Genomic DNA, 24,592 nt, shown 5'->3' with positions numbered 1-24,592 from the left:
AACAGGTCCCTGAAAACCTGGATATTCGATGTAAATGTTAAGTGTATGAAAAAGTTGTACTGTAAGGCATTGGTACTTGCTGTTTTTTTGGCAGCAGTAAGCAGTTGTAAAATTGACGCTCCTGTATTGCCCAAAGATATTCTGATAAAGGACCCGGCAGATGGGGGCACTGGTACAAACCCCGGCACAAATGAGCCGGTTAATACAATTGGTTTGCCTATTGGCCCAACCAACACTGTAAGGATGCAACTGAACACCGCAACGGGTATACAAACTTATGACCAGGTAAATTTTAATACCGTTTTGGGTGTTAATAACATTTCCGGCAGGCTTAATTCTGATGTTATCAGCATAGGATATGTTGGTGATAAAACCGGCACCTTTGATCTGCTTATATTAAACATTGGCGATTATAGCCTGGTTCCCGGTGAGCCGGGCAAAATAGAAATTACCGTTTCAAGTATGGATGCCTATTCAAAAGGAACTATAAAAGGCGGTTACGAAGCTAATGTAGTTAACTCAAGCGGGGCAACCCAATTTGTAAGAGGTTCATTTAATATCAAACAATAAGTGTATGCAAAATAATATCTCTCTGCTAAGAGGGATATTATTTATATTTGGTGTCATTATTACACAATACGATTGGACACAGCACCACGCACTTACAATTTTTCAAGAACAACTTTACGGGCTATTGTTGGCGTAATGTTTTTTATGGCGGGGCTTTGCTTTGCCAGTTGGGCATCGCGCATTGCTACTATACAACAAACCCTTAAGCTAAGTGATGCAGCCCTGGGCGGTGTTTTGTTCTCGCTACCTGTGGGGTTAATTTGTTCCCTGCCATTCTCTGGCTGGGTAATTACCCGCATAGGGAGCCGAAATTTGCTGATAACTGCGCTCACGGTTTATTGTATTACCCTGGCCACATTAGGTTTGGCGCAAAATACCTTCCAACTGATATGCTGCTTGTTGCTTTTCGGCTTTGCCAGTAACGCGGTAAATATATCAGTAAACACCCAGGCTGTTGCTGCCGAGGAAATGTATGGCAGGCCTATCCTCGCTTCTTTTCATGGTTTGTGGAGCCTTGCAGGCTTTACCGGTGCTGCCATCGGCACTTTTATGATAGGCCGCGCTATTGTGCCGCTGCATCATTTTGTGATGATAATGTTTGTGGTATTATTAACCATCCTTACCACATCGCGCTATTTGAAGTTTGATAAGCCGGCAAGTGCCGGGCCGGTATTTGTAATGCCTGATAAATCGCTCATCAAACTCGGGCTCATTGCATTCTGTTCCATGATATGCGAAGGTGCCATGTTTGACTGGAGCGTTATCTATTTCAAAAAGGTTGTCCTCGCCCCAAAAGAAATTATGGGTTTGGGTTATACCGCCTTTATGTTCACCATGGCAACCGGCCGTTTTGTTGCCGATAGCTTCTCGCACCGTTTTGGGTTAAAACGCACCCTGCAGATAAGTGGTTTACTTACTGCTACAGGTTTGGCCATAGCGGTAATATTCCCTTATGTTTATACAGCTTTAGGTGGTTTTCTGCTGGTAGGTTTCGGCGTATCATCGGTTGTGCCGCTGGTGTATAGTGCCGCGGGCAAATCAAAAACTATGTCGCCGGGGGTGGCTATTGCGGCGGTATCAACCATTAGCTTTATGGGCTTTTTAGTTGGCCCGCCGGTTATTGGTTTTATTGCCGGTGCACTATCATTGCGCGCATCGTTCACACTTATTGCTTTGATGGGTATCTGTGTAAGCGCATTCTCTACAAAAGCAAAGATCTGATAGCTGCTATTCTTTATTCAGATCGTCGGCGCTTGGGTTAAGCACATACTCAAAGTTTTCATACCCGTTATGAAAGATAAATTTCAGGCGTTCGTGCGGAAGCTCAATATCCAGCGATAGTGCCGCCAGGGTTGATGGCAGGTTATCCCTTATCAATTTAAGGTCGCTTACGTGCGGCATCTCAATATAAATATCATTGTCTACGGCTTTAATATCCCAGTCTTTAATTGAGGCGGCCTGCAGTATATCTATCCATTTTTGCTGATAAGCGTTCATAGTTCTTATGTTTTGTAGTACTGTTTAAGAACAAGCCTGGCTGTATTAAGTTTTAGCGACCAGCAAAGCCGGATGGATTGAAGAACAATGAGCTTTAAAATTGATCATTGCCGTTGCCTTCAGACAACGGTTCTTAGATTGTAAGATGCTGGCTTTAGCCTAAATATTACAGATCAATTGGGCTAAGTCCCGGGTGTTTTGCTTATGTAACCGTTGGCTTTAGCCAACGGGAATGATGGAAGACTAAATAATAATATTACCATGCGCCGGGCATCGCGGGGTCAATCCCTCAATATTTCCCGCGACTGAACGCCCGACTGCATAGTAAGATCTTAAAAACCAGCGGCTATTGCGGGGCTTTTTATTTATCAGGCGGCTACCGTAAGGTTATCGCCATCAATAGTTACCGTATATTTTTTGAGCGGCTGTGTGGCCGGGCCAACTACAACCGCGCCGCTGGTGCTAAACTCACTGCCGTGGTTAGGGCAAATAAATTTGCCCTGGTTGGTGTTGTAGTTTATGGCCGTACCCTGGTGGGTGCAGGCAACCTGTACTGCAGTGAACGATGCAGGTACATTATCGGCAGCCAGGCGCACCAATATTACGCCGCTGGCAACTTTTGAGCTGCCCACGGTTTGCAGTTCGCTGGCAAGGTTAACGGATAGTACATTGCCCGATCCTGACGGCGGGTTGTTGCCATTGCCGCCGTTGTCGTCAACAATGCTTGGGTTATTTTTTGTACAGCTCACTATACCGCAGCCAATACATGCTGCCGCCATGCTGATACCCAGTTTCGCTAAAAATTCGTGTCTGTCCATGGTAGATTAAGTTTTAGTAAGATGATTTATTTTTCTTGTTAAAATCGAAGATCCTCGAGATGGTAAAGCCCAGCCTGAACTGGCCTTTGCCCCAGTTTGATGTGGTATTGCTCATATAATTGATTTCTGATATTGCCTGCGCATTGCTCAGGTTAATGGTAAACACGTGGCCGCCGGTTTCAATTTCCAAACCCACGCCAAGCCCGTCATAAAATTTAGGATCTACGCTGTTGTTGCGGTAATTGGAGAAAGGGTGGAAGTAATCCAGTACAATGCCCATACGTTTTGAGAACTTCAACCTGCCCGCTGCCGAAATAGCAAAGAAGTTGTTCTCGTTAGTAGGTGCCAGCGGGAACGGGATATTATCGATCACGTACGAAGGCGAGATCTGTAAGGATAAAGCGCTTGAGAACTTACGCGCAATGATGGCTTGTGTGAAATAAGCAAAACGGTTGGCAAAGTTATCGTAGATGTTGGTCTCCACATGGTATGGCTTAAAGCCGCCTTTAACAAATAAGCTTACGGCAACAGGTACGCTGTTATCAGTAGTTTGGTGCAGCAGGTAGTATTTTAAATGCATATCTATCAGCTGCTCGTACTTGCTGCGGCCAAGGCCAATGTTAAAGTTATCGCTTATACCGTACTCAAAGCCTATATAGATATCTGATGAGTTATCAAGCCCGAAAAAGGTTTTGCCGCCACCCTGTGCACCGGCAATATCCCCAAAGCGGTGAATTACCAAAAAGTTGAGTTCTTTCTTTTTAACCGTCTCGGTGGTTTGCGAGAAGATGAGGCGTGTTGCTTTAAAAGTAGCTATAACCGGTTCGCCTTTTTCAGGTGCACTTAAGCTATTCATTAGCGAATCGGTACTGCTTGGTTTGGCTGTGCTATCTTGTTTTGTTTGGGCATTGGTTGCCAGTGCCGCGCATAATAGCGCCGCAAATAAGAGGGATCTTTTCATGGTGTTGTGAGCGTTTGTGCGTTATTTGTTAGGTGTATAGGTTGCCGTTACATTTACCTTAATGGTTTCGGCAATTTTCTGGAATACCAGTGTAGGGATCTCAATTTTGTGGTCTTTACAGGCCACCACAAACTCGCTGGCAAGTGTTACTTTACCGCCGCTTACAGTGAGTTTGCCCGGAATGGTACGGTTCTGTTTTACGCCGTGTGCCTCAAATACACCGGTGGCGGTTACAGGATAGGTGCCATCTTTACTGATATCTACCTTCTCGTTTATTTTCCCTTTAAATGATGCCTGCGGATACTTATCGCTCTCCATGTAATTCTCATTAAAATGCTCCTGCATTAATGATTTCTGGAACGTAAACGAGCGGATAGGCACGGCAAAAGCAAACTCGCCTGTACCGGCATTAAGTACAGATGTACCCTTGTCAGATTTAGCCTCAATATCCTCTAAAGGAGCCTTTGAATAGATGTTTACAACTGCATTTTTACAGACATAGATGCCCTGGCCCGCCTGATTTATCCCAAACCAGACGAGTAAAATTAACCCGATATGTTTCATGTTTTTACTTAGGTTTTTTACCCGATATGATGTTCCATGTTGCGCCTACAGCAACCCCCGCCGAGCGGAGATTTACCTTGCCATACCCTATGCCGGTAAGCGGCAGTTTCATGTATGGCTGTATAGCTAATCCAAACCTCGAATTGATGTCTCTCTGATAAGTAGCGTTAAGGTTTAGTACGCCAAAAATGTGTTGATTTTTATTGCGGATGTTATATGTAGCAGGGCCGCCGGTACCATAGCCCCCCGGATAATCAAATGTGTAATTTTCGCGCAGCATAAAGTATGATGACAGGCCGGTGCCCAGGCTAAACTTGTTGCGGTTTTTGTTATACACCTGGTACCCAATATTCAGCGGGATATCTAACACGGCACAACTTGCATAAACCTCGGTTGGGTTGGTAGCAAACTTATAGGCGGTAGAGTAAGCCGAGAACGGTGCGGCGTAAGGTTTATCAGAATAAACTGCACCGGTACTAATCGTCCATTTTGACACCCCCATGCTAAGCATCAGCCCGGCATTAGTACCTACCCGGGTATTGCTAAACCCACCAACGCTGTTCACATCAGGCGAAGCAATAATGCTCATGGCAAAGGTTGGCTGGTAGCTTACAGCTGTGCCCACGGTTTTGCGCGGTTTCTTAATATCATCTACTACAGAAACCAGCTCTGTTTTTTTACTGCCGTTAATAACGCTATCCGCATGCCTTATGGCAGCCATGTTAACAGCCGGGTCTGGTGGCGAAGTATCGCGTTTTGTGTTTACATCATTAGCCACCTGTTGATCTTGCTTAACAATACCGTTATTTGCCATGTTGGTATAACGCGGATCTGGCGGGCTGGTATCGCGTTTGGCGGTAACATCTGTATAATGCGGTACAACTATGCCGGTTTTACTACCGGTATATATACGGTTGCCCGGTGCAGCAGATAAGGTGAAGAACGATTTACGTTTACGGCCCCTACTATCTGCACTATCAACGTTGCTGTTACCGGCCGAAAGTGTACTACTTGCGAGAACTTCCTGTTGCTGCACGGGCGAACCGTATTTACCGGAGTCTTGTTTTATTTGTGGTTTTTTAGTGCTTGCCTGCTGATTGGTATTGCCGTTGCCGTTGCTATCCGGCTTAAACAAAGCCCAGCCAATAACCAGTAACAGCATGGCTGCCACGGTTGTAATAAGATAGATAATGTTCCTGGAGGTGCCTGCTGCTTTGGGCTTCTTCCCATCAAGCATGGCCTCAAGGGCGTCCCAATCATCCTCACGGTATGATGCATTGTCGCCCGGGTCGCTGAGGCCGCGGCTAAACAATTTATCAATACTATCTTCTTTTTCCTCTTTCATTTCTTGTTTGTTCTGTTAAAAAAAGATATGGACAGGTTGGGGGTATTGGTTTGGTTAATAGGTACTATGTTATCTCCTGATTGTTTTGCTATATATCCCGGCACACGTTCACTTTCGGCTATCATTACTTTCAGCTTTTCGCGTGCTTTGTGCAGGTTTGATTTTGATGTGCCTGTACTAATGTTTAACATCTCGCCTATCTCTTCGTGCGTATAGCCCTCAATGGCAAATAAGTTAAATATGGTACGGTAGGCACGTGGTAGCCTGGCTATCATGTCAAGCAGTTCGTTATAACTTAAATTCTTGTCGGCGTAATCCGTATCGTTGATATGCTCGGCCTTATCCAGCTCCTCGGTATAAGCAACTTTAAGGTTTGAGCGGTAATAATCTATAGATGCATTTACCATTATCCGGCCCAGCCAGGCTTTAAAAGGTTTTGCCCTATCATACTTCTCCAGGTTTTTGAAAACCTTAAAAAAGCCCTGGTTCAATACTTCCGAAGCCTCATACCGGTTGTTGGCATACCGCAAACAAATGCCCATAGCAAAGCCATAAAAAGCCTTATACAACAGCTTTTGACTCAACCTGTCATCCTTTAAACAGCCGCTTACCAGTTGTTGTAATTCTGCTTCGCCCATGCTTTGGGTTATCCGTTTACTACCTGAATTATTACCTTATCTGCATGCATCACGCAGGATTTTGCCGAAAGGTTGCCTTGTAGTGAAGATTTTTTTATTTTTTTTGATAAATGCCCTTAGGGCACACTTATACGTGTAGAAAAATAATGAATAATATTGAAGTATTTATTACGCTTGTATATAAATAAGCTACATTTAAAATAATGAAAAAGCTACTCTACCTGTTACCTCTTTTATTAGCTGCCTGTGGCGGCAATGGCGATAAAAAGCCTGTTGATTCTGCTAAAACCGATAGTGCAAAAACTGCAAGTTCGCCGATACCAACCGATACCACTTTTCTGCAAAAAGAAACCACAAAAGATTACTATCATATAGTTTATGTAGAAAAGAACCATGCCTCGTCGATATTTAAAGACCTGCTCAATTTTAAGTTTGACCATTACGATAGTATCAATTATAAACAGGCTTACCGCATATTAAAAGTGCGTAACCCTAAGCCGTTAAAGAAGTATGACCTGGCAGGATTGCCTAACGAATGGCTGCCGGTGTACAGTTACAAAGGCAAATACTATTTATATGCGCCAAGCGATTGGGCCAATGTAGATAAGCGTATTGTTACTGATAGCACCATTATCTACCGCGGAGAAGAAGGCCCCGAGCCTTATGTGTTGAAAGATGTAAAGAAACTGAACGATGCCAAGTATAACCTGAAAGCGCCGCCGTTCTACCAGTTCGTCAAAAAGTCAAACATCAATATTTATATTATTGACCCTGCTACCAAGCTGAGTGTTTGGGAAGATACCGAGTTGCCGCCGGCCTATCGTTACCGTTTGTATGTACCACGTGCAAGCGCAGATAAATATGATATGGTGGTGAACTATTGCAAGGCCGCCAAAATGCCTGAGTTTGCCTTTGATAAGGTGGATTATGCTGCGTTGATAAAAGGGCGTTAGTTTGGAGAGTGGTAATAATAAATTGGTGCAAATACACCTTCGCTGGTGGTATAATATCCCTTACCATCCTGTGTAAAACCTATAGCTTCGCCCTGCCGCTCCTGTTTGTAGGTAAGTTCGCGGGCGGGGCGCTGAAGGGTTTGCCAGAGCGGTTCATTACCCCGGCGGCGCCAGTAGTATACCTTCTCGTAGCTTTTTATTAATACCTGCTGGCCATCTTTAGAAATATCGGCGGCTGTTATCCATTTAAAGGGTTTTGAACCCTCAAAAAATAATTTGCCCCTAAAGGTAAGTGTTGTAGTATCGGCTGCTTTTATATTCAATGGCCCGGTATACACGTTAACACTATCGCCGCGTTTGGTGACAATATAAAGCAACCTTTCCAACGGATCTATCGCCATAGCCTCGGCATCCTTAGCACCGTCGGGGTAACGGTATTTAAGCGCAGTAGTTGTTGCTTCCGTTTTGCCTGCGCTTGCCCAGGCCGGTATTTCTGCAAAGCGATATATGGTTACTGCTTTCCAGCGGGTGTAGTTATCGCCTATATCGCCCAGGTAAACATAGCTTTTACCTTTAGCAGGGCCGGGGCCAACTGCGATATCTTCGCAATCCCTTGCCCCACGGCGTGGATAATCACCTTTAAAGTATATAGTGCTTTTCAGGTTTCCTTTTTTGTCTATTGCAAAAAAGCGGCTGGTATCGCCACTATCATTATGTACATAAAACAGATCGGGGTTAATGGATGATGCAGCAATGCCCGATATTTCGTCCATCTCTTTATCTTTTAAATTACTTTCGGGCTGCAGTTTCCTGTCAATAAAGCGATGCTTGGCGTATGCCGCTACAAACATTAATGCAACAAGTAATAAAATTATCTTAAAGGCGCGGGGCTTAAACATATAAGCTTATATAACAAAAAAGCGGCCCATATAGTATAGGCCGCTTAAAATTGGTTTATAATTGGTTAGTCTTGTACAGCAAGTGTAGTTTTTTCGGTAATCACCATCTCTGCATCAGGTTTTGAAACATCTTTCAATGTTACTTTACCGCGCTCTTTACGTAAGATACGGTTGAATAACGAGATCTCCTTATCAAACAAGAAACGGAAGAATAGCTTGGTCCATGACTGGTGCGAGTGCAGGGTGTCATAGTATTCAGGCGCAGTTCTTTTTATCTCTGGCAATCTGTTCCATGGGATAGAAGGGAAATCGTGGTGCTCGTTGTGGAAACCTACGTTAAAAGCTACTTTGTTTAACCCGCCATAATAGCTGTAAGTTTCCTGCTCTTCGCCATGGGTAAGGTAATGCTCCTGTACCCAACGTGCGCCCAGCGGATGTAAACCAACTGAAAAGAAGAAGCTTGCCACCAGGAATGCAATTGCATGCCAGCCAAAGAAGTACCATATAGCAACGTTAAATGCCATTTGCACTACAAAGTTGATCACTATCCATTTATCTAACGGGTTGATCTCGCGCAGGCGTGATAAACGGAAGATCTGGAACAACGGGAAGAATAACAACCAGATAGCTTTACCTACAAAAGAGTTGCTTATCAATTTTGCTTCCCAACGGTTTGGGAGGTCGGCATCAAGCTCATGTATACCCTGGAATGAATGGTGCTTGATGTGATATTTCTCAAACGACATAGCTGTTGGCACTACCTGCGGAAGGTTAGAAAGCATAGCGGCCCAACGGTTGGCGTTGCGGTTTTTAAATAATAACTGGTGGGTACACTCGTGTATCATCACGAATAAGGCGTGGTCTGCAAAAGCACCCAGCAAATAAGCTGCGCCAAACACCAGCCACCATGACTGGTCGCGAAGAAGCCATGCAAGCGTGACCTGGAAGGCTACAATGCCGAGGATAGCCCAGATGGTTTTTGGATTTTTACCTATTAAATTTCTTAGTTGAGGGAACTGCTTTAGAATTTTTTTTGTTCGTATACGATGCGGCTCGGACTCCTGCGAGTAGATAAAATCTTTTTTCTTCATATTAGGGTTAAAACGTTGAAGATAACAATTCCGTACGATGATTGTATTTTCGTTGTAAAAATTTTTTGAAATTACCGTGAAAAAACGGGGTTTTGTTAACTCAATCAATAATTATTAAACTAAGATATAAAATATTTTTAGAGCACGATATAAAAAATTAGATAAACAGAAATATTATGTGGTGGATATATGCTTTACTTTCAGCGGTTTTTGCCGCGCTGACTGCAATTTTTGCAAAAATTGGAATCAAAGATGTTGATAGCGATCTGGCAACCGCCATTCGCACCGTGGTGATCGTTATTTTGGCGTGGTCAATTGTTTTTTATAAGCATGCCCAGCATGGCCTGCATACTTTAAACAAACTAAACTGGACTTTTTTGATCCTCTCGGGCTTTGCAACCGGCCTTTCGTGGGTGTTTTATTTTAAGGCTCTGCAAATTGGAAAGGTGCAACAGGTGGCCCCGGTTGATAAGCTGAGCGTGGCGCTTGCCATTGTTTTATCGGTAGTTTTCCTTGGCGAGCAGCTCACCCTGAAAAACGGTTTAGGAGCGCTGCTGATCATTGGTGGCACCATTATTTTGATACTTTAACATATATGTAACATTTAAGAAACCTACCAAATTAATCCAGATTTTCTTTTCAGATTTGCGCCTCAATTAAGAGGCCCATCATGCGTATTTATATATTATCATTTCTGTTCAGTTTATCTGTCCTTTTTTCGTTTGCCCAGGATACCGGCGGCAAGGGAAAAATAAGCGGTAAAGTGATTGATGCAACAACACAACAAGCGGTAGATTACGCTACCGTATCTGTATTTAAACAAGGCAGCGCCAGCCCTTTTAACGGCATAAGCACCGATGAAAAGGGCACATTCACTATTCAAACCATTGCCGCCGGCGATTACCGCGTTACCGTAGATTTTTTGGGGTATAAAAAATATATCATAGAGCATGTAATAGTAAAAGATGGCGGCGTAGCTGCGCTTGGTACTATCTTGCTGCAACCCAACCAAAACCAATTAAAAGGTGTAGACATTATTGCCAAAGCGCCAATAGTTGAGAACCGTATAGATAAAATGGTTTTCAACGCACAAAACGACTTAACCGCACAAAGCGGTGCAGCCATTGATGTGCTGAAGAAAGTACCGCAGGTAACGGTAGATATTGATGGTAATGTGGAGCTGCAGGGCAACGGCAACATCCGCTTTCTGATAAATGGTAAACCCAGCAGCATTTTTGGTGCAAGCCTTGCCGATGCACTGCAGGCTATCCCCGCCAGCCAGATCAAAAGCATTGAGGTAATTACCAGCCCAGGCGCTAAGTATGATGCAGCAGGTACGGGCGGTATCATTAACATTATATTAAAGGATAGCAAAGTATCGGGTATAAACGGCAGCGTAAACCTTACTGCAGGTACGCGCCAGGAGAACGGCTCTTTTAACCTGAATGCACGCAAGGGCAACTTTGGAGTTAACGCTTTCTTTAGCGGTAATGCCATGCTCAATGCCAGGGCCTTGAATACCAATAACCGTAGATCAGATAATGCCGATGGCTCAAAAAGCACGCTGTTCCAGGATGGATATAGCGATACACGACGCAGTGGTTATCAATCGGGATTAAGCTTTAACTGGAGCATTACGCCTAAGGATGAGTTAACCGCATCGGTAGGGTTTGACCATTTTGGCAACCGCAATAAAGGTATAACCAGCCAGGAAGAAACTCAGTACGGCATATCAGGCGCGGTATTGCAAGATCTGCTAAGCACCCGTAACTCCGAGAGCCGTTTCAGCGCTTACTCTACCGACTTCAGTTTGAATTATAAAAAGAATTTTGCCAGAGAAGGGCAGGAACTGGAGTTCTTAATAACCACCAGCGGTAGCAAAAACACGGTAAACTATTTTCAGCGCCAGGATTATGACGATCCGTTGATGACTGCAACCGGTACCCGCGGCTACAATCCCGGTCATGACAGGGAAACCAACATCTCATTAGATTATACCCAACCCATCACCAAGAACTTCAGTTTAGATGGTGGTGCCAAAGTGGTGATAGAGAATTTAACCAACGTAACCAATACCGATACGCTGGATGCTGCAGGCAATTATCTTAACAATGCTAACCAAACTTACGGCTTCAACTACAGGCGTAATGTTTATGCGGGTTATATCTCATCCACGGCATCGTTATTTAAAAACTTTTTGGATGTGAAACTGGGCCTGCGTAACGAGTATACAACCACCAATGCCAATTTCCCCGGTGTGGTTATCCCCGGTTATAATACGGTAGCGCCATCGGCGGTGATCTCGCATAAATTTGATCCAACATCGAGTGTGAAATTAAGCTACTCGTTCCGTATAGAGCGGCCTGATTATGGCGAGGTGAACCCTTTCTATAACATCAGCGATCCGCATAACATCAGCACTGGTAACCCTAACTTAAGGCCCGAGAAAAGTAACAGTGTTGAACTGGGCTATAACAAATCATATAACAGTGGCGCAAACTTTTATGTAGGTAGTTTCTATCGCCATAACAATGATGATATACAGCAGTACACCACCCAGTATGATACCCTGGTGGTAAACGGTGATACCTATACCAACGTATTGCTGAGCCAGCGCGCAAACCGTGGTACACAAAGCACCTGGGGCGGTAACATATTTGCATCAGTACCGGTGGGCAAGCTAAACCTGCGCACCAATATCTTTATAGCCAACCGCTGGAACACCGCTCCCGATCCGGCTAATAACAATGCTATACAGCGCGTAAGCGCTTTTGGTTATCGCGTAAATCTTAACGCTAACTACCAGTTCCCTAACAATTTTATGGCCGAGGTATTTGGTAACTATAACTCCAGCTCCAGAACTTTACAGGGCACCAGGCCGCAGTTCTTTTGGTACAACTTAGCGGTACGTAAGCAGTTTTGGGATAAAAAAGCCAGCATAGGTTTGGTGGCAAACAATCCTTTTAATAAATACAACGAGCAACGCTCAATTACATCGGGTGTAGGTTTCTATCAGGAAAACTTAAGGCAGATGCCCCTGCGCTCGTTTGGCATAACGCTGAGCTACAAGTTTGGTAAGCTCGATTTTGGCAAGGATAAAGACAAAGAAGGCCGCGATAATGGCGGCGACCAGATGCCATCAGACGGTGGCGGCGGTAAATAGAAAAAAGGCGGTTAGTGAAAATTAACCGCCTTTTTTATAAACTAAAACCGGCAAAATGCAGTTATATATTTAATAAAGCATTATCGCCATGAATACTGCTGATAAACACTACAAATGCATAAACAGTCAGACTGGGTATGCCATTTCCTACACATCGCTTAGCACCAAGCTATCGCCAGAAAAAGTAGAAGAAGAGCTGAATAAACTACGAGCGCAGGTGGCCACCAAGAACGGCATCAATCAGGACACGGTTTATTGGGAAGAGATAAAAGATGAGGTTTAAGCCAAGCAACACAGTTATGCCGTTGGTTATGGTTATATGCTGGCGCACGCGTGCCGCGTGTGCCAATTTGTCTTAACCTTGCCGGTGAAATAAAATATTTCTTTAGTCCTCTCAAAATCAGTACATTTAGATACCAATTATAACCGGCACCCAATCCCGGTAGGTAACTAAATATCACAGTACCATGAGAAGGATCTTACTATGTGTTTTGAGCCTTACCGGCTTTGCATTACCTCTTAGCGCGCAGGTTACGCAACCTGGTGTAACGGCAGATAATTTTGTACAAAACCTTAAAACTGCAGTAGCCAATGTGGTTGTTGAGAAAGCATACCTGCATTTTGATAGGGCTTGCTACACCGCCGGCGATACCATTTATTTTAAAGCCTACGTAACATCGGGAGAGAAGCATGAACCAACAAAAGTTAGTGGCGTACTCCACGCCGACCTCATCAGCGATCGCGATTCGGTAATCCAATCACTATTGCTACAGATAAATAATGGCACAGCCTCCGGCGATTTTGCTTTGGCGGGTTATCTGCATAAAGGCAACTATCGCGTGCGTGCCTATACCCAATGGATGCGCAATTATGGCGACAAAAGTTTCTTTAATCGTATCATCCCCATAAACGGAAATACTGTTACTGCAAGTGCTGCCGTAACTAAAACAGCAGGCAAACCAGATGTGCAGTTTTTTGCCGAAGCCGGTACTTTTGTAACAGGTATACCCGCACGTATAGCTTTTAAAGCAATTGGTAATAACGGACTGGGAACAGATGTACAGGGTGTTGTGGTTGATAATACCGGCGCAACTGTAACCAAATTTAAGTCGGCGCATTTAGGCATGGGGCATTTTTATCTCACAGCCGCCGCCGGGAAAACCTATAGTGCTAAACTTACTTTTGCCGATGGTTCAACCTCAACTATAGAGCTACCTAAGCCCGAATCTAAGGGCATAGCCATGATGGTGAATAATGCCGATCCGGCGAAATTTTCTGTGGATATCAATACTACCAAAGCATACTATCTGGAGAATAAGAACAAGAACATCACTATAATAATTGCAGCGCAGAGTGTTGTTAAAACTGTTAAAACAGTATTGGACAACCAGGTTATTGGGTTTGATATGCCGGTTAAGGATCTCCCGTCGGGCGTGGTAAATATTGTTTTGTTTGGCCCGGATGGTAACGCGGTAGGCGAACGGATGCTTTTTGTACAAGGCAATGATATTTTAAATTCGACACTTTCATCTGATAAGCAAGCTTATAATAGCGCCGATAAAACAGCACTTAACCTAACGGTTAAACAGCCAGACGGTAGTCCTGCCAAAGGCAGTTTTTCGGTATCGGTAGTAAACGAAGGTGCCGACGTTTGTAAGGATATGGCGGCAGATAATATTTTATCATACGTGCTGCTTACCTCAGATATCCGCGGATATATTGAACAGCCCGGCTATTATTTTGACAATGTAAATGCAGACACACGCAACAACCTCGATATACTTATGCTTACCCAAGGCTACCGGGGCCTTGTAAAACTGGCAGAAGAGAAGCCTGTTGCAACTACTTACAAACCCGAAGGAAACCTGCAGCTTAAAGGCAGGCTTACAACTAAAGCAGGCAAACCGCTGGTTAATGAGAAAATATCGGTACTTACTGATGCCAGCCAGAGTGCCATAGCCACAACGGATAATGAAGGGAAATTTGCCTTCAATAATGTATCATTTAATAACGGCAGCAAATTTATTTTGAATGTAGAGAATAAATCAAGCCGTAAAAATGCTACGATAACTATCGAAAAAACGAATGCCGCTGTACCGGTTATCGCTGATAAAGCCACCTCAGCAGACGCAATTTTTCCGGCTTATGTACAATCAGCCAATATGGTGATGAATAACCTTAATGCTATAAAAGGTGCTAAAAAAACAACGGGAGCTGCTTATCATACAACCAGTTTGTTAGGCCCCGGTAAGGCAGACCAGGTTATTTTCAGAAAGGATATTCCTAATTCTACAAACCTATCGCTGGGGTTACAAAATATAGTACGTGGTGTGGATTTTTTAAATGGACAACCTTTTTTACGGATGAGTAATGCAGTTGCCAACGGAAGTGTTGTGAAAGAACCCATGATGGTGGTAATTGACGGTACATTGCTTACCGGTGGCGGTTCTATAGATAACGTTTTGATACAGGATGTTGATAATGTTGAGGTGTTAAAAGGTGCTAATGCTTTGATATACGGAATGGGCTCGGGTGCCGGGGTAATGATAATAAATACCAAACAGGGTGGTGTAGATAGCGAACCTGTGAGTAACGAAATGGCACCGGGTATTGTATCGGTTATACCGCAGGGGTATTATATAGCACATACGTTTTATAACCCTGTTTACTCGCCGGTTTTACCAAAGAATATATTTTCCCGCCCTACAGTATTCTGGAAAGCCGACGTGAATACCGATGATACAGGCATGGCCACCTTTAGTTTTAACAATACTGCGCCGGGTGTGTATCGTGTATTGTTTGAAGGGATAGACACAGGGGGGCACTTAGGCAGGGCAATGTACCGTTATACAGTTAAATAGCTATTTGCTGATGAGGTAAGCTTTTGAAAGCACCTTGTAGCGGGTTTTTGCGTTGATAAATTGGGGCAGGATGTTTTCCTGAGGATAATCAACAAATGAGGCGATGATCTTAAATTTTGAGCCTTCTGCGCTAAGCTGGTCTACCGATGCCTGGCTGGCAAAAAATATGACCGGGCCTTGCGGATCAAAGTTTTTAAATTCATTAAGCGCCACAAATCCTACCGGTTTATTGCAATAGAACTGGAAACTGTTGTTTGATTGCCTTAAGCTGTAAACCCCGGAGCCTGCAAACTGCGGCTGGTTGGCATATTTAGCAGCCTTAACCTGCGAGTTGTATGAAGCCATCTTAGGGAAGAAAACCGTATTCATGTAAAAATTGCCAAACAGCGATGCGCAACAGGTAAGGGCAAATATTTTTACTGCTGATGATACCTGCTGCCGCACTATCCATGCCGCTACTAAGCCGAACAGAATTATACCAGTGATGAACATCACGCTATTCTCCGGTTTCAGCATTATATGCACCGCTATGATCACCACAGGCAGAATGATGGCAAATAGCAGCAAAAATACTTTCCGCAGATTTTCCTGCCCTTTACTTAAAACCGATGTGACATATGGCGCCATCATGATAGCAAACAACGGGAACAGGATATTGGTATAAAACGGCAACTGGAAGCGCGACAGTGAGAAAAGCAGCAGTAATAATAATCCGCCGCTGATGGTATAATACTCGGACAGGGATATTTTTTGAAATACTTTACGGATGCTTTTATAAACCGCAAAGTAAAACATAAGGCACCATGGCAAAAATGTCCACAGCATGGTATGGATAAAAAAGAATGGATCGCCTGATTTTTTTTGCTGGATAGGCCCGTTGTTGGCAAACCTACCGAACTGGCTATCCCACAAAAACCACTTTATGCCGCTCACATTATGCCTGTCGAAAACCAGTTTCTCAGGGTGCATATCAAACTGCACATAAAGCGCATAAAACTCTGGCAGAGTAAAAATAATAGTCGCTAAGTAGAGCAATAGCCATTTGCCGCTAAAGAGTTTCAGAAACTGCTTCTGTGCTATCATTTGACCAAGTAAAGCGCCATAAATAGCTACAATAACAAACAGGCCCTTGGTCATGATAGCGCAGGCGGTTAACAAAGCAGCCAGCAAAAAATGTTTAACAGTACCTTTTTGATTATACCGGCTTACGTGGTAAATGCTGCCAATAACTAAAGCCATCAGATAAGGCTCGGCGCGGGTATCAATATTGGAGATAAGAATATGCTCTGCCGTGGCTAATATCAACACAGCTATCAATGCTGCATCCTTACCGTAAAAGCGTTTGGCAAATAACCAGGTATAAAGCAAACCCAGGCAGAAGAATATCAGCGCAGGTAAACGGTACGCCCAGGCACTTATCCCGAAGATCTTGAACGACATAGCCGCCATCCAAAATGGAAAATGCGGTTTATCAAGCCAATCGGTGTTGTAAGTAAAAAGCTGCAGCCAATCGTTTTTCTGCACCATGTTTTTGGCTATGGATGCGTACAGCCCGGGGTCGTCAGTAAAGAAACCGGCATTTATACCGGCAAAGTTTACCACTAAGGCCAGTATCAGTAATACAAAGTAAAGCGACTTGGGCTGTTTGCTCATGTAGGGCAAATATACTTGCAGCAGAGCATAAATTAAAAAACCCCTGTCGCCCAAAATAGAGCGACAAGGGCAAAAACTCACAACAATTGTTTAACCTTTCGGTCTATTCCTAACTGCAATGTGAATTCGTTGATTATTATGCACGTATCGTGCCAAAATGTACGTTTAAATGCTATAAGGCAATAATTTTTAATGCTTTGAGTTTATAAGCTATATCTTTACCAAACAAAAACTAAATCATACCGAAAAATGAAAACTAAAAATCTGCTTAAGCATACAGCTATGTTTGTATGTGCAATGCTTTTTGCTACACTTACTTACGCGCAAGACAAACCAAGCCCGCGCGACAGCGTGAGTGCTAAAATTGGCGAGGCTACTATCACCATCAATTATGGCAGCCCATCAGTTAAAGGCCGCAAAATTTGGGGCGAACTGGTGCCTTATGATAAAGTATGGCGTACCGGTGCTAACGAGGCTACTACTTTTACTACCGATAAAGACATTATGGTAGAAGGTAAAAAACTGGCAGCAGGTACCTACGGTTTCTTTGCCATCCCAACAACCGGCAGCTGGACTATCATTTTTAACAAAACCGCAAAACAATGGGGCGCATTTAAATACAACGAAAGCCAGGACGAACTGCGCGTTACTGTAAAACCAATAAAATCGGCCATGAACGAGCGTTTGGTTTACAAAATCAACAGCAAAGGCTTTACCCTTAGCTGGGATAAGGTTACAGTACCGGTTAAAATCAAGTAACTGATTACAATATAAAAGGAAAGGCCCCGGGTAATCGGGGCCTTTTTTGTTTATACGTTATTTATTGTGTTTTTAAAATTGTTCACCCAGACTGGTAATTCTGATGCAATCTCGGTGATTTTTCCTCTCCTGATTGTCATCAGTGGAACCATGTTTATGCTGTCTTCCGCCGAACGGAGATTTTGATAAATATGCACAGATGTGAAGTCGGAGTAGAATTGATATAAGTGAGTTAAGCTTTTTTCGAAGTTAATGTTTATGTATTCAACAGAAACATCATGCCCGCCTTTGGCTACTCTTAGCGCAACCCTTGCAATGCTGGCTTCAACAGAATCAAGCCCCATGAAAATTAATCTTGACTCGAATCCTGCGTCTGTAAATTGTTTAACAGATGCCATGACCCCGGGATCTCTGAAATTGGTTTCAAACGCTACATCAGTTTTTACTTTGAGCATTTCTTCTTTCCAATCAGGAAAATGGATGTCTGTTATGGATGTCCAGAGCCGGGCTTCATCAAGGTCATAGAAAATCGCCTTCAGTTCGGCGAATTTTTTGTCGCCATCAAATACAGGTGTACCTGGCGGGAGCATAGAAGCAGATAACTGACTTTTACCAGCACCATTTGGTCCGGCAAAAACATAAAGCTGCCTGGCGGCCATTATTTAGATGTTTTGATAGTTTGTGTAGTACCGGTAACGGAGTCTACTCTTACAACAACGCGGCGGTCACTGTACCGGCGTATGAGCACACCATTGTGTTTGTACCTTCCGTCGCGATATATATTATACAAACCATGGCTGATATTTTCTGATTGCACCTGCTTTATTTGCGGCTTTATCAGATCCAATTGTTCTGATAAACTTCTTTCAAAAATAGGTTTGAATTTATTATCTGGCATGTTGCAGCGTTGTTGCTTATACAAAGATACAAATGATTATTTTTTAATAAAAGAGACTCTTACATGCCCTTTTGTATCGCTTCGTAAATAGCATCTTGTATACGCGGGCGGATGTTTAAACTGCCCAGCTTGTTGCCTACGTTTGGATGCACACGGTTTGACAGGAATACGTAAACCAGGTTGTACTTAGGATCAACCCAGATACAGGTGCCTGTAAAACCAGTGTGGCCGTAAGTTTGGTCTGATGCCAGTTTAGATGGGTAATGCCTGTCGGCAATAGGGTCCCACCTGTCAAACCCAATACCACGGCGACTGATGGCCGATTGTTTAGACGTCCACAGATCTACCGTCTCGGGCTTAATATATTGTACGCCGCCATAAGTACCGCGGTTAAGCATCATCTGGTAAAGGATGGCAATATCATTTGCGCTGGCAAATAAACCTGCGTGGCCGGCAACGCCACCCATCAGGGCTGCGGTAGGGTCGTGCACGTAGCCGTCTATCAGAGTTCTGCGGTCTTTGCGGTCATCCTCGGTTGGCGGGATGCGGTTAGCCGGGAAACGTTTCAACGGTAAAAAACCTGCGGTTTGCATGCCCAGCGGATCATAAAATTTCTTTTGAACATAAACATTTAGCGGGGTAGAGGTGATGGTCTCTACAATTTGCTGCGTGAAGATCAACCCCACATCGCTGTACACATACTGCCCGCGGGTTTTAACTGCCGAGCGTAGCATGGCCGGCAGCATTACATCCTCAAAATAGTTTTTACGCAGAAAGTAGCCGTTGTTCACTTTGGTAGGGAAGGCCGCCGATGAATCGGCAACATGGTCTGCCGGTTTGATCACCTCAAAGGTTTGGATATCCGGTATCAAACCTGCCTGGTGCTCCAATATCTCGCGAACAGTTAACGTTTTTTTATTGGTATTACGAGCAATAGGCATGTATGTACCAATGGTAGAATCAAGGTTTAATTTACCCTGATCATACAACTGCATGGCTTCCATGGTAGTAGCCGATATCTTGGTCATGGATGCTACATCAAAAATATCGGTAATGTTATCCTGGATGCCATTATCATACATGTGGTAACCATAGGCTTTATTGAATATCACTTTGCCGTCTTTGGCAACCAATACCACACAGCCCGGCGTAGCACGCTGGGCAATAGCCTCGCGGGCAATGGCATCAATGGCGTTGTTTAGGTTATCCGAGTTTACACCTGCATCCTCTGGCACAGTATATTGCAAACGAACTTTTGAGGTTAAGAAGCCGGTGTTAGTGGTGTATTTAGCCGAGTAGTTTTTGCTTAGCCGTTGCGTAACCGCCACGCCGCCGAAGATGGCCTGCGCGCTAAACAATGCCGATACCGGCGATACCCTGCCGCTCCACAAAACCGGTGCGGTAATATCATTCAGCTGAATTAAAGATGAGCTGTTCCCCATAAATGAGATCACCACATCTTTCATCTTCTGGTTATTTTTGATGAACTGGATGATCTGCGGGTTGGCCAGCTCGGCATCTGTTAACTGCAGGATTAGCGTTTGGTAAAACTTAGTATCCTGTACCAGCATATCCAAAGGTTTGGCACCCATGTAATCGTTACCGTTGATGATATCAGCTTTGGCATACTTGTTTAACAGGCTATCAAACCCAGCAGCATAAGGCGTTGAGAAATGGATGCTGGCAATCTTGTTGTTGTCCAGGTTGCGCAGCGGCACAACGTTCTTCTCGTTGTTGAGTAAAACCGTTGCCTGCTCTACAGATTGCTGCTCTTTTACAAAGTTTTTGCCGGTAAATGGCTGGGGTTGCGCACACGCCGAATGAAGTAAAATTAACCCGAATATTGCGGTTAAATAGCAGCCCCGCTTATTTCTTCTCATAAACCTTAACACCATTTACATACGTTTTTAGTACTTTAATATTTGGCAGATCGCTGCCTTTGGCTTTCATAATATCCTGATCAAGTATCACAAAATCTGCAAACTTGCCCGGTTCAATGCTGCCTTTTTCATGCTCTTCAAAATTGGCTTTTGCCGCCCAAATGGTCATGCCGCGCAGGGCTTCCTGTCTGTCTAACGCATTTTCCATCTGGAAACCGTCAACTGGCTGGCCTTTCAGGTCTTTACGTTCAACTGCTGCATAAAACGTGTACATCGGGTTGATGTTTTCTACAGGGAAATCGGTACCCAGCGGGATCCATCCGTTTTGTTTCATCAAGGTTTTGTAGATATAGCCGTTCTTTAAACGCGCACCCAGGCGTTTGCCTGCCCAACTCATATCTGATGTAGCGTGCGTAGGCTGTACCGACGGGATGATATTGTTATCACCAAACAGTTTAACATCTGTAGGATCGATGATCTGTGCGTGTTCAATTCTCCAGCGTTTATCATTCTTGCCTTTCAGATTGGCGGCATAAATTTTCAACATCAAACGGTTAGCAGAGTCGCCGATGGCATGCGTAGCCATCTGGAAACCATGGGCAGCTATCTTTTTGGCGACCTCTTCAAAGTGCGCTTTAGGGCTTTTTAAAAAGCCATTCCATTTTGGCTGATCGGTGTAAGGTTTTAGCAAGCATGCTCCGCGTGATCCAAGCGCACCATCAGCATAAACTTTAAATGCACGCACGTTTAGGCCCGGTGTTTTATAGGCGCCTCGTTTAAACAGGTAATCGTAATTTTCTTTCTGGTCGGCCAGCATCAGGTACAGGCGCATCTTAAGGTCGCCTTTGTGTTGTAGTTGGGCAATAACATTAATAAGCTGATACGGCACACCGCAGTCATCAACCGTGGTTAAACCAGCCTCGAAGCAGTTTTTTTGTGCAGCTAATAAAGCGGTCTGTACCATTTGCTCTGTAGGTGCAGGTATTTTGCGGGTTACAATGCCTACAGCGTTGTCTATCAAAATACCGGTCAGTTTACCGTCGATAGTTTCTACCGTACCGCCAACTATTTTTTGGCCCGGCTTAACGCCTGCGATATTCAATGCTGCCTGGTTAGCTATGGCAGCATGGCCGTCAATTCGGTTTAAGATCACCGGGCGAACGGGGAACAATGAATCCAGTTTAGCTTTGTTAGGGAAAGCTTTGTTAGCCCAGATGTTTTGATCCCAGCCCCAGCCAATTATCCAGCCTTCTGTTTTATGGGTAGCGTAATTTTTAACAGTATCTAAAACGGCTTCCCAGCTTTTAAGGCCTACCAGGTTGGCGTCCTGCAAGCCGAGTCCGTACTCCATAAAGTGGGCGTGTGCATCTATAAAACCGGGGTAAACAGCTTTGCCTTGCGCATCTATCACTTCTCGGGCCAGGTATTTATCCTCAAGCGAATCGGCACTGCCAACGGCCTGTATACGGCCATTGCTCACCACAAAAGCGTTGGCGGTGGTAAAAGTGCTGTCGACGGTATAAACCACGGCATTCTTTACCAGCAGGTCGGCATTATATTCTTTTTGGGGCTTGCAAGCAACGGCAGCGGCGAGTAAAAGTAAAGCGGGGAGAAATCTCTTCATATTGATAAACAGGCGGATGTAAATATTGTCAACACAATTAGTATATACAATTATGTAACCGTAAAGTTATAGTAACGGCAATTTAATTTTTAAGCTTAGCTATCTTATTTTTTAGTTTTAAAACAACAGCATCAAATTGGCGCGCGATTTTGAGATATTCTTTGCTCCAGCCATTTTGCATTGAAAGTTCCTGAAAGGGGCCTGTGACCATAAAAAACATCTCTAAAGTCAGTAAGATAGAGAAGTCTCCGTCAAGCATTTTTTTTATGCAATCATCTATTTCTTCAATTGCTTCTTGAGGAGTATCCCAAGTAGAATATATCATTTCACTTTGATCATCGATTTTATCTTTAACGATCGCTAAAATCTGGATAATCGTTTTGACCTCATCAAATAGAATACTTTGCTCTGTCATGTAATGTTAGCGTAACTATGCTTGCTCAAACATAAAGTTATGCAATCAAATAATTAATTTAGCACCTTTAATTGATACGCCCGCTTTGGGCGCAGAAGGGAAGATTTTTAATGCCAGATATAATTCAGCTTTTACCGGATGCCGTTGCCAACCAGATAGCCGCGGGCGAAGTGGTGCAACGCCCTGCATCGGCCGTAAAAGAATTGATAGAGAACGCTATAGATGCCGGTGCTGATAAGATACAGCTGATTTTAAAAGATGCCGGCAAGGCCCTTATACAGGTAATTGATAATGGCTGCGGCATGAGCCTCACCGATGCACGTATGTGCTTTGAGCGCCACGCCACCTCAAAAATTAAAAAGGCCGAAGACCTGTTTGCCATCCGTACCATGGGTTTCAGGGGCGAGGCCATGGCATCCATAGCCGCAATTGCACAGGTAGAACTGAAGACCCGCCGCCACGAGGATGAGCTGGGTACCTGTATCCTGATAGAAGGCTCGGAAGTGGTAAGCCAGGAAGCTTGTTCTGCGCCTACAGGTTCATCTATCTCAGTAAAAAACCTGTTTTACAACACCCCTGCCCGCCGTAACTTTTTAAAAAGTAACCCGGTGGAGATGCGCCATATCATCGACGAGTTTCAGCGTGTGGCACTGGCTAATCCGCAGATATTTTTAACCCTGCACCACGACGGGCAGGAAGTTTACCACCTGCCATCAGCATCGCTAAAGCAGCGCATAGTGCACCTGTTTGGCAACAACTACAACCAGCGACTGGTTCCGGTTGAGGAAGACACAACCATCATAAAACTGCATGGCTTTGTTGGTAAGCCCGAGTTTGCCCGTAAAACCCGCGGCGAGCAGTTCTTTTTTGTAAACAATCGTTTTATTAAGGATAATTATCTGAACCACGCGGTACTGATCGCTTTCCAGGAGTTATTGCAGGATGATACCTATCCGCTGTATGTGCTGTTTATTGATATTGACCCTGCCAAGATAGATATCAACGTACACCCTACAAAAACAGAGATCAAATACCAGGACGAGAAATCTATCTATGCAATTATCCGCTCGGCGGTGAAACGTTCATTGGGTAAATATAACATCACGCCTACGTTAGATTTTGACCAGGAAAACAGCATCGGTCACCTCATCACCCCCAAACCTTTTGAGGAAATAGTACAGCCGAGTATTGCTTTCAACCCCGATTTTAATCCTTTTGCTACAGAAAAGAAAACGAATGAGCGCGAACCTGCGTCTTATAGAAATACGGGCGTAAGCGATCATCGTACCGGCATCCCGCGCAACTGGGATACTTTGTATGAGATAGCACGTAAAGAGGAGAATGTGCAGCATGAACTGCACCAGGAAGTAAATACGGTTGCCGTGAACGAGCAGGAAGTTGCCAAAAGCAGCGAGAAGCAGTTCTTCCAGGTACATAACAGGTATATCCTGTCGCAAATAAAATCGGGCTTTATGCTGATAAGTCAGCAGGCGGCGCATGAGCGAATTTTGTATGAGCGTTTTCTGCAGCAATTGCAGAACCACTCTGGCGTTAGTCAGCAAAGTTTATTCCCGCAGTCGGTTACACTAAACAGTGCCGATTTTGAGTTATTGAAGGAGTTATTGCCCGATATACGCGCGCTGGGTTTTGATATACGCGAGTTTGGCCCCAACACGGTAGTAGTAGAAGGCATACCAGCCGACCTGACCAATGCCGCCAACGAGCACGAGTTATTGGAGCAGTTGCTGGAAGGTTTTAAAAACAACCTGGCCATTTTAAAGTTGGATAAGCGTGATAACCTGGCACGTTCGCTGGCCCGTAATGGCGCTATGAAAGCCGGCACCAAACTATCAATGGAAGAGATGAACCAACTGGTAGACCAGCTTTTTGCCTGCCAGATGCCAAACCTTGCCCTTAACGGCAAGCCGGTTATCAGCACCGTTACGCTGGCCGAGTTGGCCGAACGATTTGAAAAATAGCAGCAATGCTTAAACCATAATTAC

23 protein-coding genes are annotated in these 24,592 nt (G+C 44.2%); 9 read left to right on the top strand and 14 right to left on the bottom strand.

Annotated features, from left to right (window positions below):
* Window positions 1-45: 45 nt before the first annotated feature.
* Both D0C36_RS10790 and D0C36_RS10785 read left to right on the top strand, forming a co-directional pair.
* Window positions 46-570: a hypothetical protein gene (locus tag D0C36_RS10790; RefSeq protein ID WP_117391640.1), complete on the top strand. Its 525-nt coding sequence runs from the start codon at window positions 46-48 to the stop codon at window positions 568-570.
* Between the two features lie 72 nt (window positions 571-642).
* Complete coding sequence (locus D0C36_RS10785; protein ID WP_233524467.1) at window positions 643-1,791, top strand: MFS transporter; 1,149 nt, start codon at window positions 643-645, stop codon at window positions 1,789-1,791.
* Window positions 1,792-1,797: 6 nt separating this feature from the next.
* Here the strand turns inward: D0C36_RS10785 and D0C36_RS10780 are convergent, their stop codons facing one another.
* The 6 genes from D0C36_RS10780 to D0C36_RS10755 form a co-directional block, all read right to left on the bottom strand.
* Window positions 1,798-2,067, bottom strand: coding sequence for a hypothetical protein (locus tag D0C36_RS10780; RefSeq protein ID WP_117391638.1), 270 nt, complete (start codon window positions 2,065-2,067; stop codon window positions 1,798-1,800).
* A gap of 368 nt (window positions 2,068-2,435) precedes the next feature.
* On the bottom strand, window positions 2,436-2,885 hold the full coding sequence (locus tag D0C36_RS10775; RefSeq protein ID WP_117391637.1) for a QcrA and Rieske domain-containing protein: 450 nt from the start codon (window positions 2,883-2,885) through the stop codon (window positions 2,436-2,438).
* Window positions 2,886-2,898: 13 nt separating this feature from the next.
* On the bottom strand, window positions 2,899-3,846 hold the full coding sequence (locus D0C36_RS10770) for a DUF5777 family beta-barrel protein (RefSeq protein ID WP_117391636.1): 948 nt from the start codon (window positions 3,844-3,846) through the stop codon (window positions 2,899-2,901).
* Window positions 3,847-3,867: 21 nt separating this feature from the next.
* The gene (locus D0C36_RS10765) at window positions 3,868-4,410 is read right to left on the bottom strand and encodes a YceI family protein (protein ID WP_117391635.1); all 543 of its coding nucleotides are present in this window, start codon (window positions 4,408-4,410) and stop codon (window positions 3,868-3,870) included.
* 4 nt (window positions 4,411-4,414) lie between these two features.
* A complete protein-coding gene (locus D0C36_RS10760) occupies window positions 4,415-5,755 on the bottom strand; it encodes a hypothetical protein (RefSeq protein WP_117391634.1) in 1,341 nt (446 codons plus the stop codon).
* Window positions 5,752-6,393 carry an RNA polymerase sigma factor gene (locus D0C36_RS10755; RefSeq protein ID WP_117391633.1) on the bottom strand — a complete coding sequence of 214 codons (642 nt, stop codon included), beginning with the start codon at window positions 6,391-6,393 and terminating at the stop codon, window positions 5,752-5,754. The genes D0C36_RS10760 and D0C36_RS10755 overlap by 4 nt, the downstream gene beginning before the upstream one ends.
* A gap of 203 nt (window positions 6,394-6,596) precedes the next feature.
* On the opposite strand from D0C36_RS10755, the gene D0C36_RS10750 reads away from it, so the two are divergent.
* Window positions 6,597-7,346: a hypothetical protein gene (locus tag D0C36_RS10750; RefSeq protein ID WP_117391632.1), complete on the top strand. Its 750-nt coding sequence runs from the start codon at window positions 6,597-6,599 to the stop codon at window positions 7,344-7,346.
* Here D0C36_RS10750 and D0C36_RS10745 read toward each other — a convergent pair.
* Together D0C36_RS10745 and D0C36_RS10740 are read right to left on the bottom strand one after the other, a co-directional pair.
* Entirely contained in the window at window positions 7,343-8,245 is a 903-nt protein-coding gene (locus D0C36_RS10745) for a hypothetical protein (RefSeq protein WP_117391631.1), read from the bottom strand. The genes D0C36_RS10750 and D0C36_RS10745 overlap by 4 nt on opposite strands.
* A gap of 65 nt (window positions 8,246-8,310) precedes the next feature.
* On the bottom strand, window positions 8,311-9,336 hold the full coding sequence (locus tag D0C36_RS10740) for a fatty acid desaturase (RefSeq protein WP_117392728.1): 1,026 nt from the start codon (window positions 9,334-9,336) through the stop codon (window positions 8,311-8,313).
* Between the two features lie 176 nt (window positions 9,337-9,512).
* On the opposite strand from D0C36_RS10740, the gene D0C36_RS10735 reads away from it, so the two are divergent.
* The 4 genes from D0C36_RS10735 to D0C36_RS10720 all read left to right on the top strand — a co-directional run bounded on the left by D0C36_RS10735 (window position 9,513) and on the right by D0C36_RS10720 (window position 15,360).
* Window positions 9,513-9,926 carry an EamA family transporter gene (locus D0C36_RS10735; RefSeq protein WP_117391630.1) on the top strand — a complete coding sequence of 138 codons (414 nt, stop codon included), beginning with the start codon at window positions 9,513-9,515 and terminating at the stop codon, window positions 9,924-9,926.
* 80 nt (window positions 9,927-10,006) lie between these two features.
* Window positions 10,007-12,499 (top strand): TonB-dependent receptor domain-containing protein, encoded by a 2,493-nt coding sequence (locus tag D0C36_RS10730; RefSeq protein WP_117391629.1) that lies wholly within the window; start codon window positions 10,007-10,009, stop codon window positions 12,497-12,499.
* 88 nt (window positions 12,500-12,587) lie between these two features.
* Window positions 12,588-12,782: a glycerol-3-phosphate dehydrogenase/oxidase gene (locus D0C36_RS10725; protein ID WP_117391628.1), complete on the top strand. Its 195-nt coding sequence runs from the start codon at window positions 12,588-12,590 to the stop codon at window positions 12,780-12,782.
* A gap of 184 nt (window positions 12,783-12,966) precedes the next feature.
* Window positions 12,967-15,360: a TonB-dependent receptor plug domain-containing protein gene (locus D0C36_RS10720; RefSeq protein ID WP_117391627.1), complete on the top strand. Its 2,394-nt coding sequence runs from the start codon at window positions 12,967-12,969 to the stop codon at window positions 15,358-15,360.
* Here D0C36_RS10720 and D0C36_RS10715 read toward each other — a convergent pair whose 3' ends face one another.
* Complete coding sequence (locus tag D0C36_RS10715) at window positions 15,361-17,013, bottom strand: ArnT family glycosyltransferase (RefSeq protein WP_147321980.1); 1,653 nt, start codon at window positions 17,011-17,013, stop codon at window positions 15,361-15,363. It lies immediately after the preceding gene.
* Between the two features lie 249 nt (window positions 17,014-17,262).
* Here D0C36_RS10715 and D0C36_RS10710 point away from each other — a divergent pair, with 249 nt between their 5' ends.
* Window positions 17,263-17,772 carry a DUF2911 domain-containing protein gene (locus tag D0C36_RS10710; protein ID WP_117391625.1) on the top strand — a complete coding sequence of 170 codons (510 nt, stop codon included), beginning with the start codon at window positions 17,263-17,265 and terminating at the stop codon, window positions 17,770-17,772.
* A 50-nt stretch (window positions 17,773-17,822) separates the two neighbouring features.
* Here the strand turns inward: D0C36_RS10710 and D0C36_RS10705 are convergent, their stop codons facing one another.
* From D0C36_RS10705 to D0C36_RS10685, 5 genes are all read right to left on the bottom strand, one after another.
* Window positions 17,823-18,431 carry a hypothetical protein gene (locus D0C36_RS10705; protein ID WP_117391624.1) on the bottom strand — a complete coding sequence of 203 codons (609 nt, stop codon included), beginning with the start codon at window positions 18,429-18,431 and terminating at the stop codon, window positions 17,823-17,825.
* Window positions 18,431-18,670: a hypothetical protein gene (locus D0C36_RS10700; RefSeq protein ID WP_117391623.1), complete on the bottom strand. Its 240-nt coding sequence runs from the start codon at window positions 18,668-18,670 to the stop codon at window positions 18,431-18,433. The genes D0C36_RS10705 and D0C36_RS10700 overlap by 1 nt, the downstream gene beginning before the upstream one ends.
* 59 nt (window positions 18,671-18,729) lie before the next feature.
* The gene (locus tag D0C36_RS10695; protein ID WP_117391622.1) at window positions 18,730-20,550 is read right to left on the bottom strand and encodes a serine hydrolase domain-containing protein; all 1,821 of its coding nucleotides are present in this window, start codon (window positions 20,548-20,550) and stop codon (window positions 18,730-18,732) included.
* On the bottom strand, window positions 20,537-22,174 hold the full coding sequence (locus D0C36_RS10690; RefSeq protein WP_117391621.1) for an amidohydrolase: 1,638 nt from the start codon (window positions 22,172-22,174) through the stop codon (window positions 20,537-20,539). The genes D0C36_RS10695 and D0C36_RS10690 overlap by 14 nt, the downstream gene beginning before the upstream one ends.
* An 82-nt stretch (window positions 22,175-22,256) precedes the next feature.
* Window positions 22,257-22,589, bottom strand: a complete 333-nt coding sequence (locus D0C36_RS10685; RefSeq protein WP_117391620.1) for a hypothetical protein — start codon at window positions 22,587-22,589, stop codon at window positions 22,257-22,259.
* A 110-nt stretch (window positions 22,590-22,699) separates the two neighbouring features.
* Here D0C36_RS10685 and mutL point away from each other — a divergent pair, with 110 nt between their 5' ends.
* Complete coding sequence (mutL, locus tag D0C36_RS10680) at window positions 22,700-24,568, top strand: DNA mismatch repair endonuclease MutL (protein ID WP_117391619.1); 1,869 nt, start codon at window positions 22,700-22,702, stop codon at window positions 24,566-24,568.
* Window positions 24,569-24,592 lie beyond the last annotated feature (24 nt).

The sequence above is a fragment of the Mucilaginibacter conchicola genome, from assembly GCF_003432115.1.
GTDB classification, from domain to species: domain Bacteria; phylum Bacteroidota; class Bacteroidia; order Sphingobacteriales; family Sphingobacteriaceae; genus Mucilaginibacter; species Mucilaginibacter conchicola.
This window is presented reverse-complemented; position numbering and strand designations above follow the sequence as displayed.

Excerpts from the sequence above, each read along its gene's own strand:
- D0C36_RS10790 (WP_117391640.1), top strand. The coding sequence starts at position 46 with ATGAAAAAGTTGTACTGTAAGGCATTGGTACTTGCTGTTTTTTTGGCA.
- D0C36_RS10780 (WP_117391638.1), bottom strand. The coding sequence starts at position 2,067 with ATGAACGCTTATCAGCAAAAATGGATAGATATACTGCAGGCCGCCTCA.
- D0C36_RS10775 (WP_117391637.1), bottom strand. The coding sequence starts at position 2,885 with ATGGACAGACACGAATTTTTAGCGAAACTGGGTATCAGCATGGCGGCA.
- D0C36_RS10770 (WP_117391636.1), bottom strand. The coding sequence starts at position 3,846 with ATGAAAAGATCCCTCTTATTTGCGGCGCTATTATGCGCGGCACTGGCA.
- D0C36_RS10765 (WP_117391635.1), bottom strand. The coding sequence starts at position 4,410 with ATGAAACATATCGGGTTAATTTTACTCGTCTGGTTTGGGATAAATCAG.
- D0C36_RS10760 (WP_117391634.1), bottom strand. The coding sequence starts at position 5,755 with ATGAAAGAGGAAAAAGAAGATAGTATTGATAAATTGTTTAGCCGCGGC.
- D0C36_RS10755 (WP_117391633.1), bottom strand. The coding sequence starts at position 6,393 with ATGGGCGAAGCAGAATTACAACAACTGGTAAGCGGCTGTTTAAAGGAT.
- D0C36_RS10750 (WP_117391632.1), top strand. The coding sequence starts at position 6,597 with ATGAAAAAGCTACTCTACCTGTTACCTCTTTTATTAGCTGCCTGTGGC.
- D0C36_RS10745 (WP_117391631.1), bottom strand. The coding sequence starts at position 8,245 with ATGTTTAAGCCCCGCGCCTTTAAGATAATTTTATTACTTGTTGCATTA.
- D0C36_RS10740 (WP_117392728.1), bottom strand. The coding sequence starts at position 9,336 with ATGAAGAAAAAAGATTTTATCTACTCGCAGGAGTCCGAGCCGCATCGT.
- D0C36_RS10735 (WP_117391630.1), top strand. The coding sequence starts at position 9,513 with ATGTGGTGGATATATGCTTTACTTTCAGCGGTTTTTGCCGCGCTGACT.
- D0C36_RS10730 (WP_117391629.1), top strand. The coding sequence starts at position 10,007 with ATGCGTATTTATATATTATCATTTCTGTTCAGTTTATCTGTCCTTTTT.
- D0C36_RS10725 (WP_117391628.1), top strand. The coding sequence starts at position 12,588 with ATGAATACTGCTGATAAACACTACAAATGCATAAACAGTCAGACTGGG.
- D0C36_RS10720 (WP_117391627.1), top strand. The coding sequence starts at position 12,967 with ATGAGAAGGATCTTACTATGTGTTTTGAGCCTTACCGGCTTTGCATTA.
- D0C36_RS10715 (WP_147321980.1), bottom strand. The coding sequence starts at position 17,013 with ATGAGCAAACAGCCCAAGTCGCTTTACTTTGTATTACTGATACTGGCC.
- D0C36_RS10710 (WP_117391625.1), top strand. The coding sequence starts at position 17,263 with ATGAAAACTAAAAATCTGCTTAAGCATACAGCTATGTTTGTATGTGCA.
- D0C36_RS10705 (WP_117391624.1), bottom strand. The coding sequence starts at position 18,431 with ATGGCCGCCAGGCAGCTTTATGTTTTTGCCGGACCAAATGGTGCTGGT.
- D0C36_RS10700 (WP_117391623.1), bottom strand. The coding sequence starts at position 18,670 with ATGCCAGATAATAAATTCAAACCTATTTTTGAAAGAAGTTTATCAGAA.
- D0C36_RS10695 (WP_117391622.1), bottom strand. The coding sequence starts at position 20,550 with ATGAGAAGAAATAAGCGGGGCTGCTATTTAACCGCAATATTCGGGTTA.
- D0C36_RS10690 (WP_117391621.1), bottom strand. The coding sequence starts at position 22,174 with ATGAAGAGATTTCTCCCCGCTTTACTTTTACTCGCCGCTGCCGTTGCT.
- D0C36_RS10685 (WP_117391620.1), bottom strand. The coding sequence starts at position 22,589 with ATGACAGAGCAAAGTATTCTATTTGATGAGGTCAAAACGATTATCCAG.
- mutL (WP_117391619.1), top strand. The coding sequence starts at position 22,700 with ATGCCAGATATAATTCAGCTTTTACCGGATGCCGTTGCCAACCAGATA.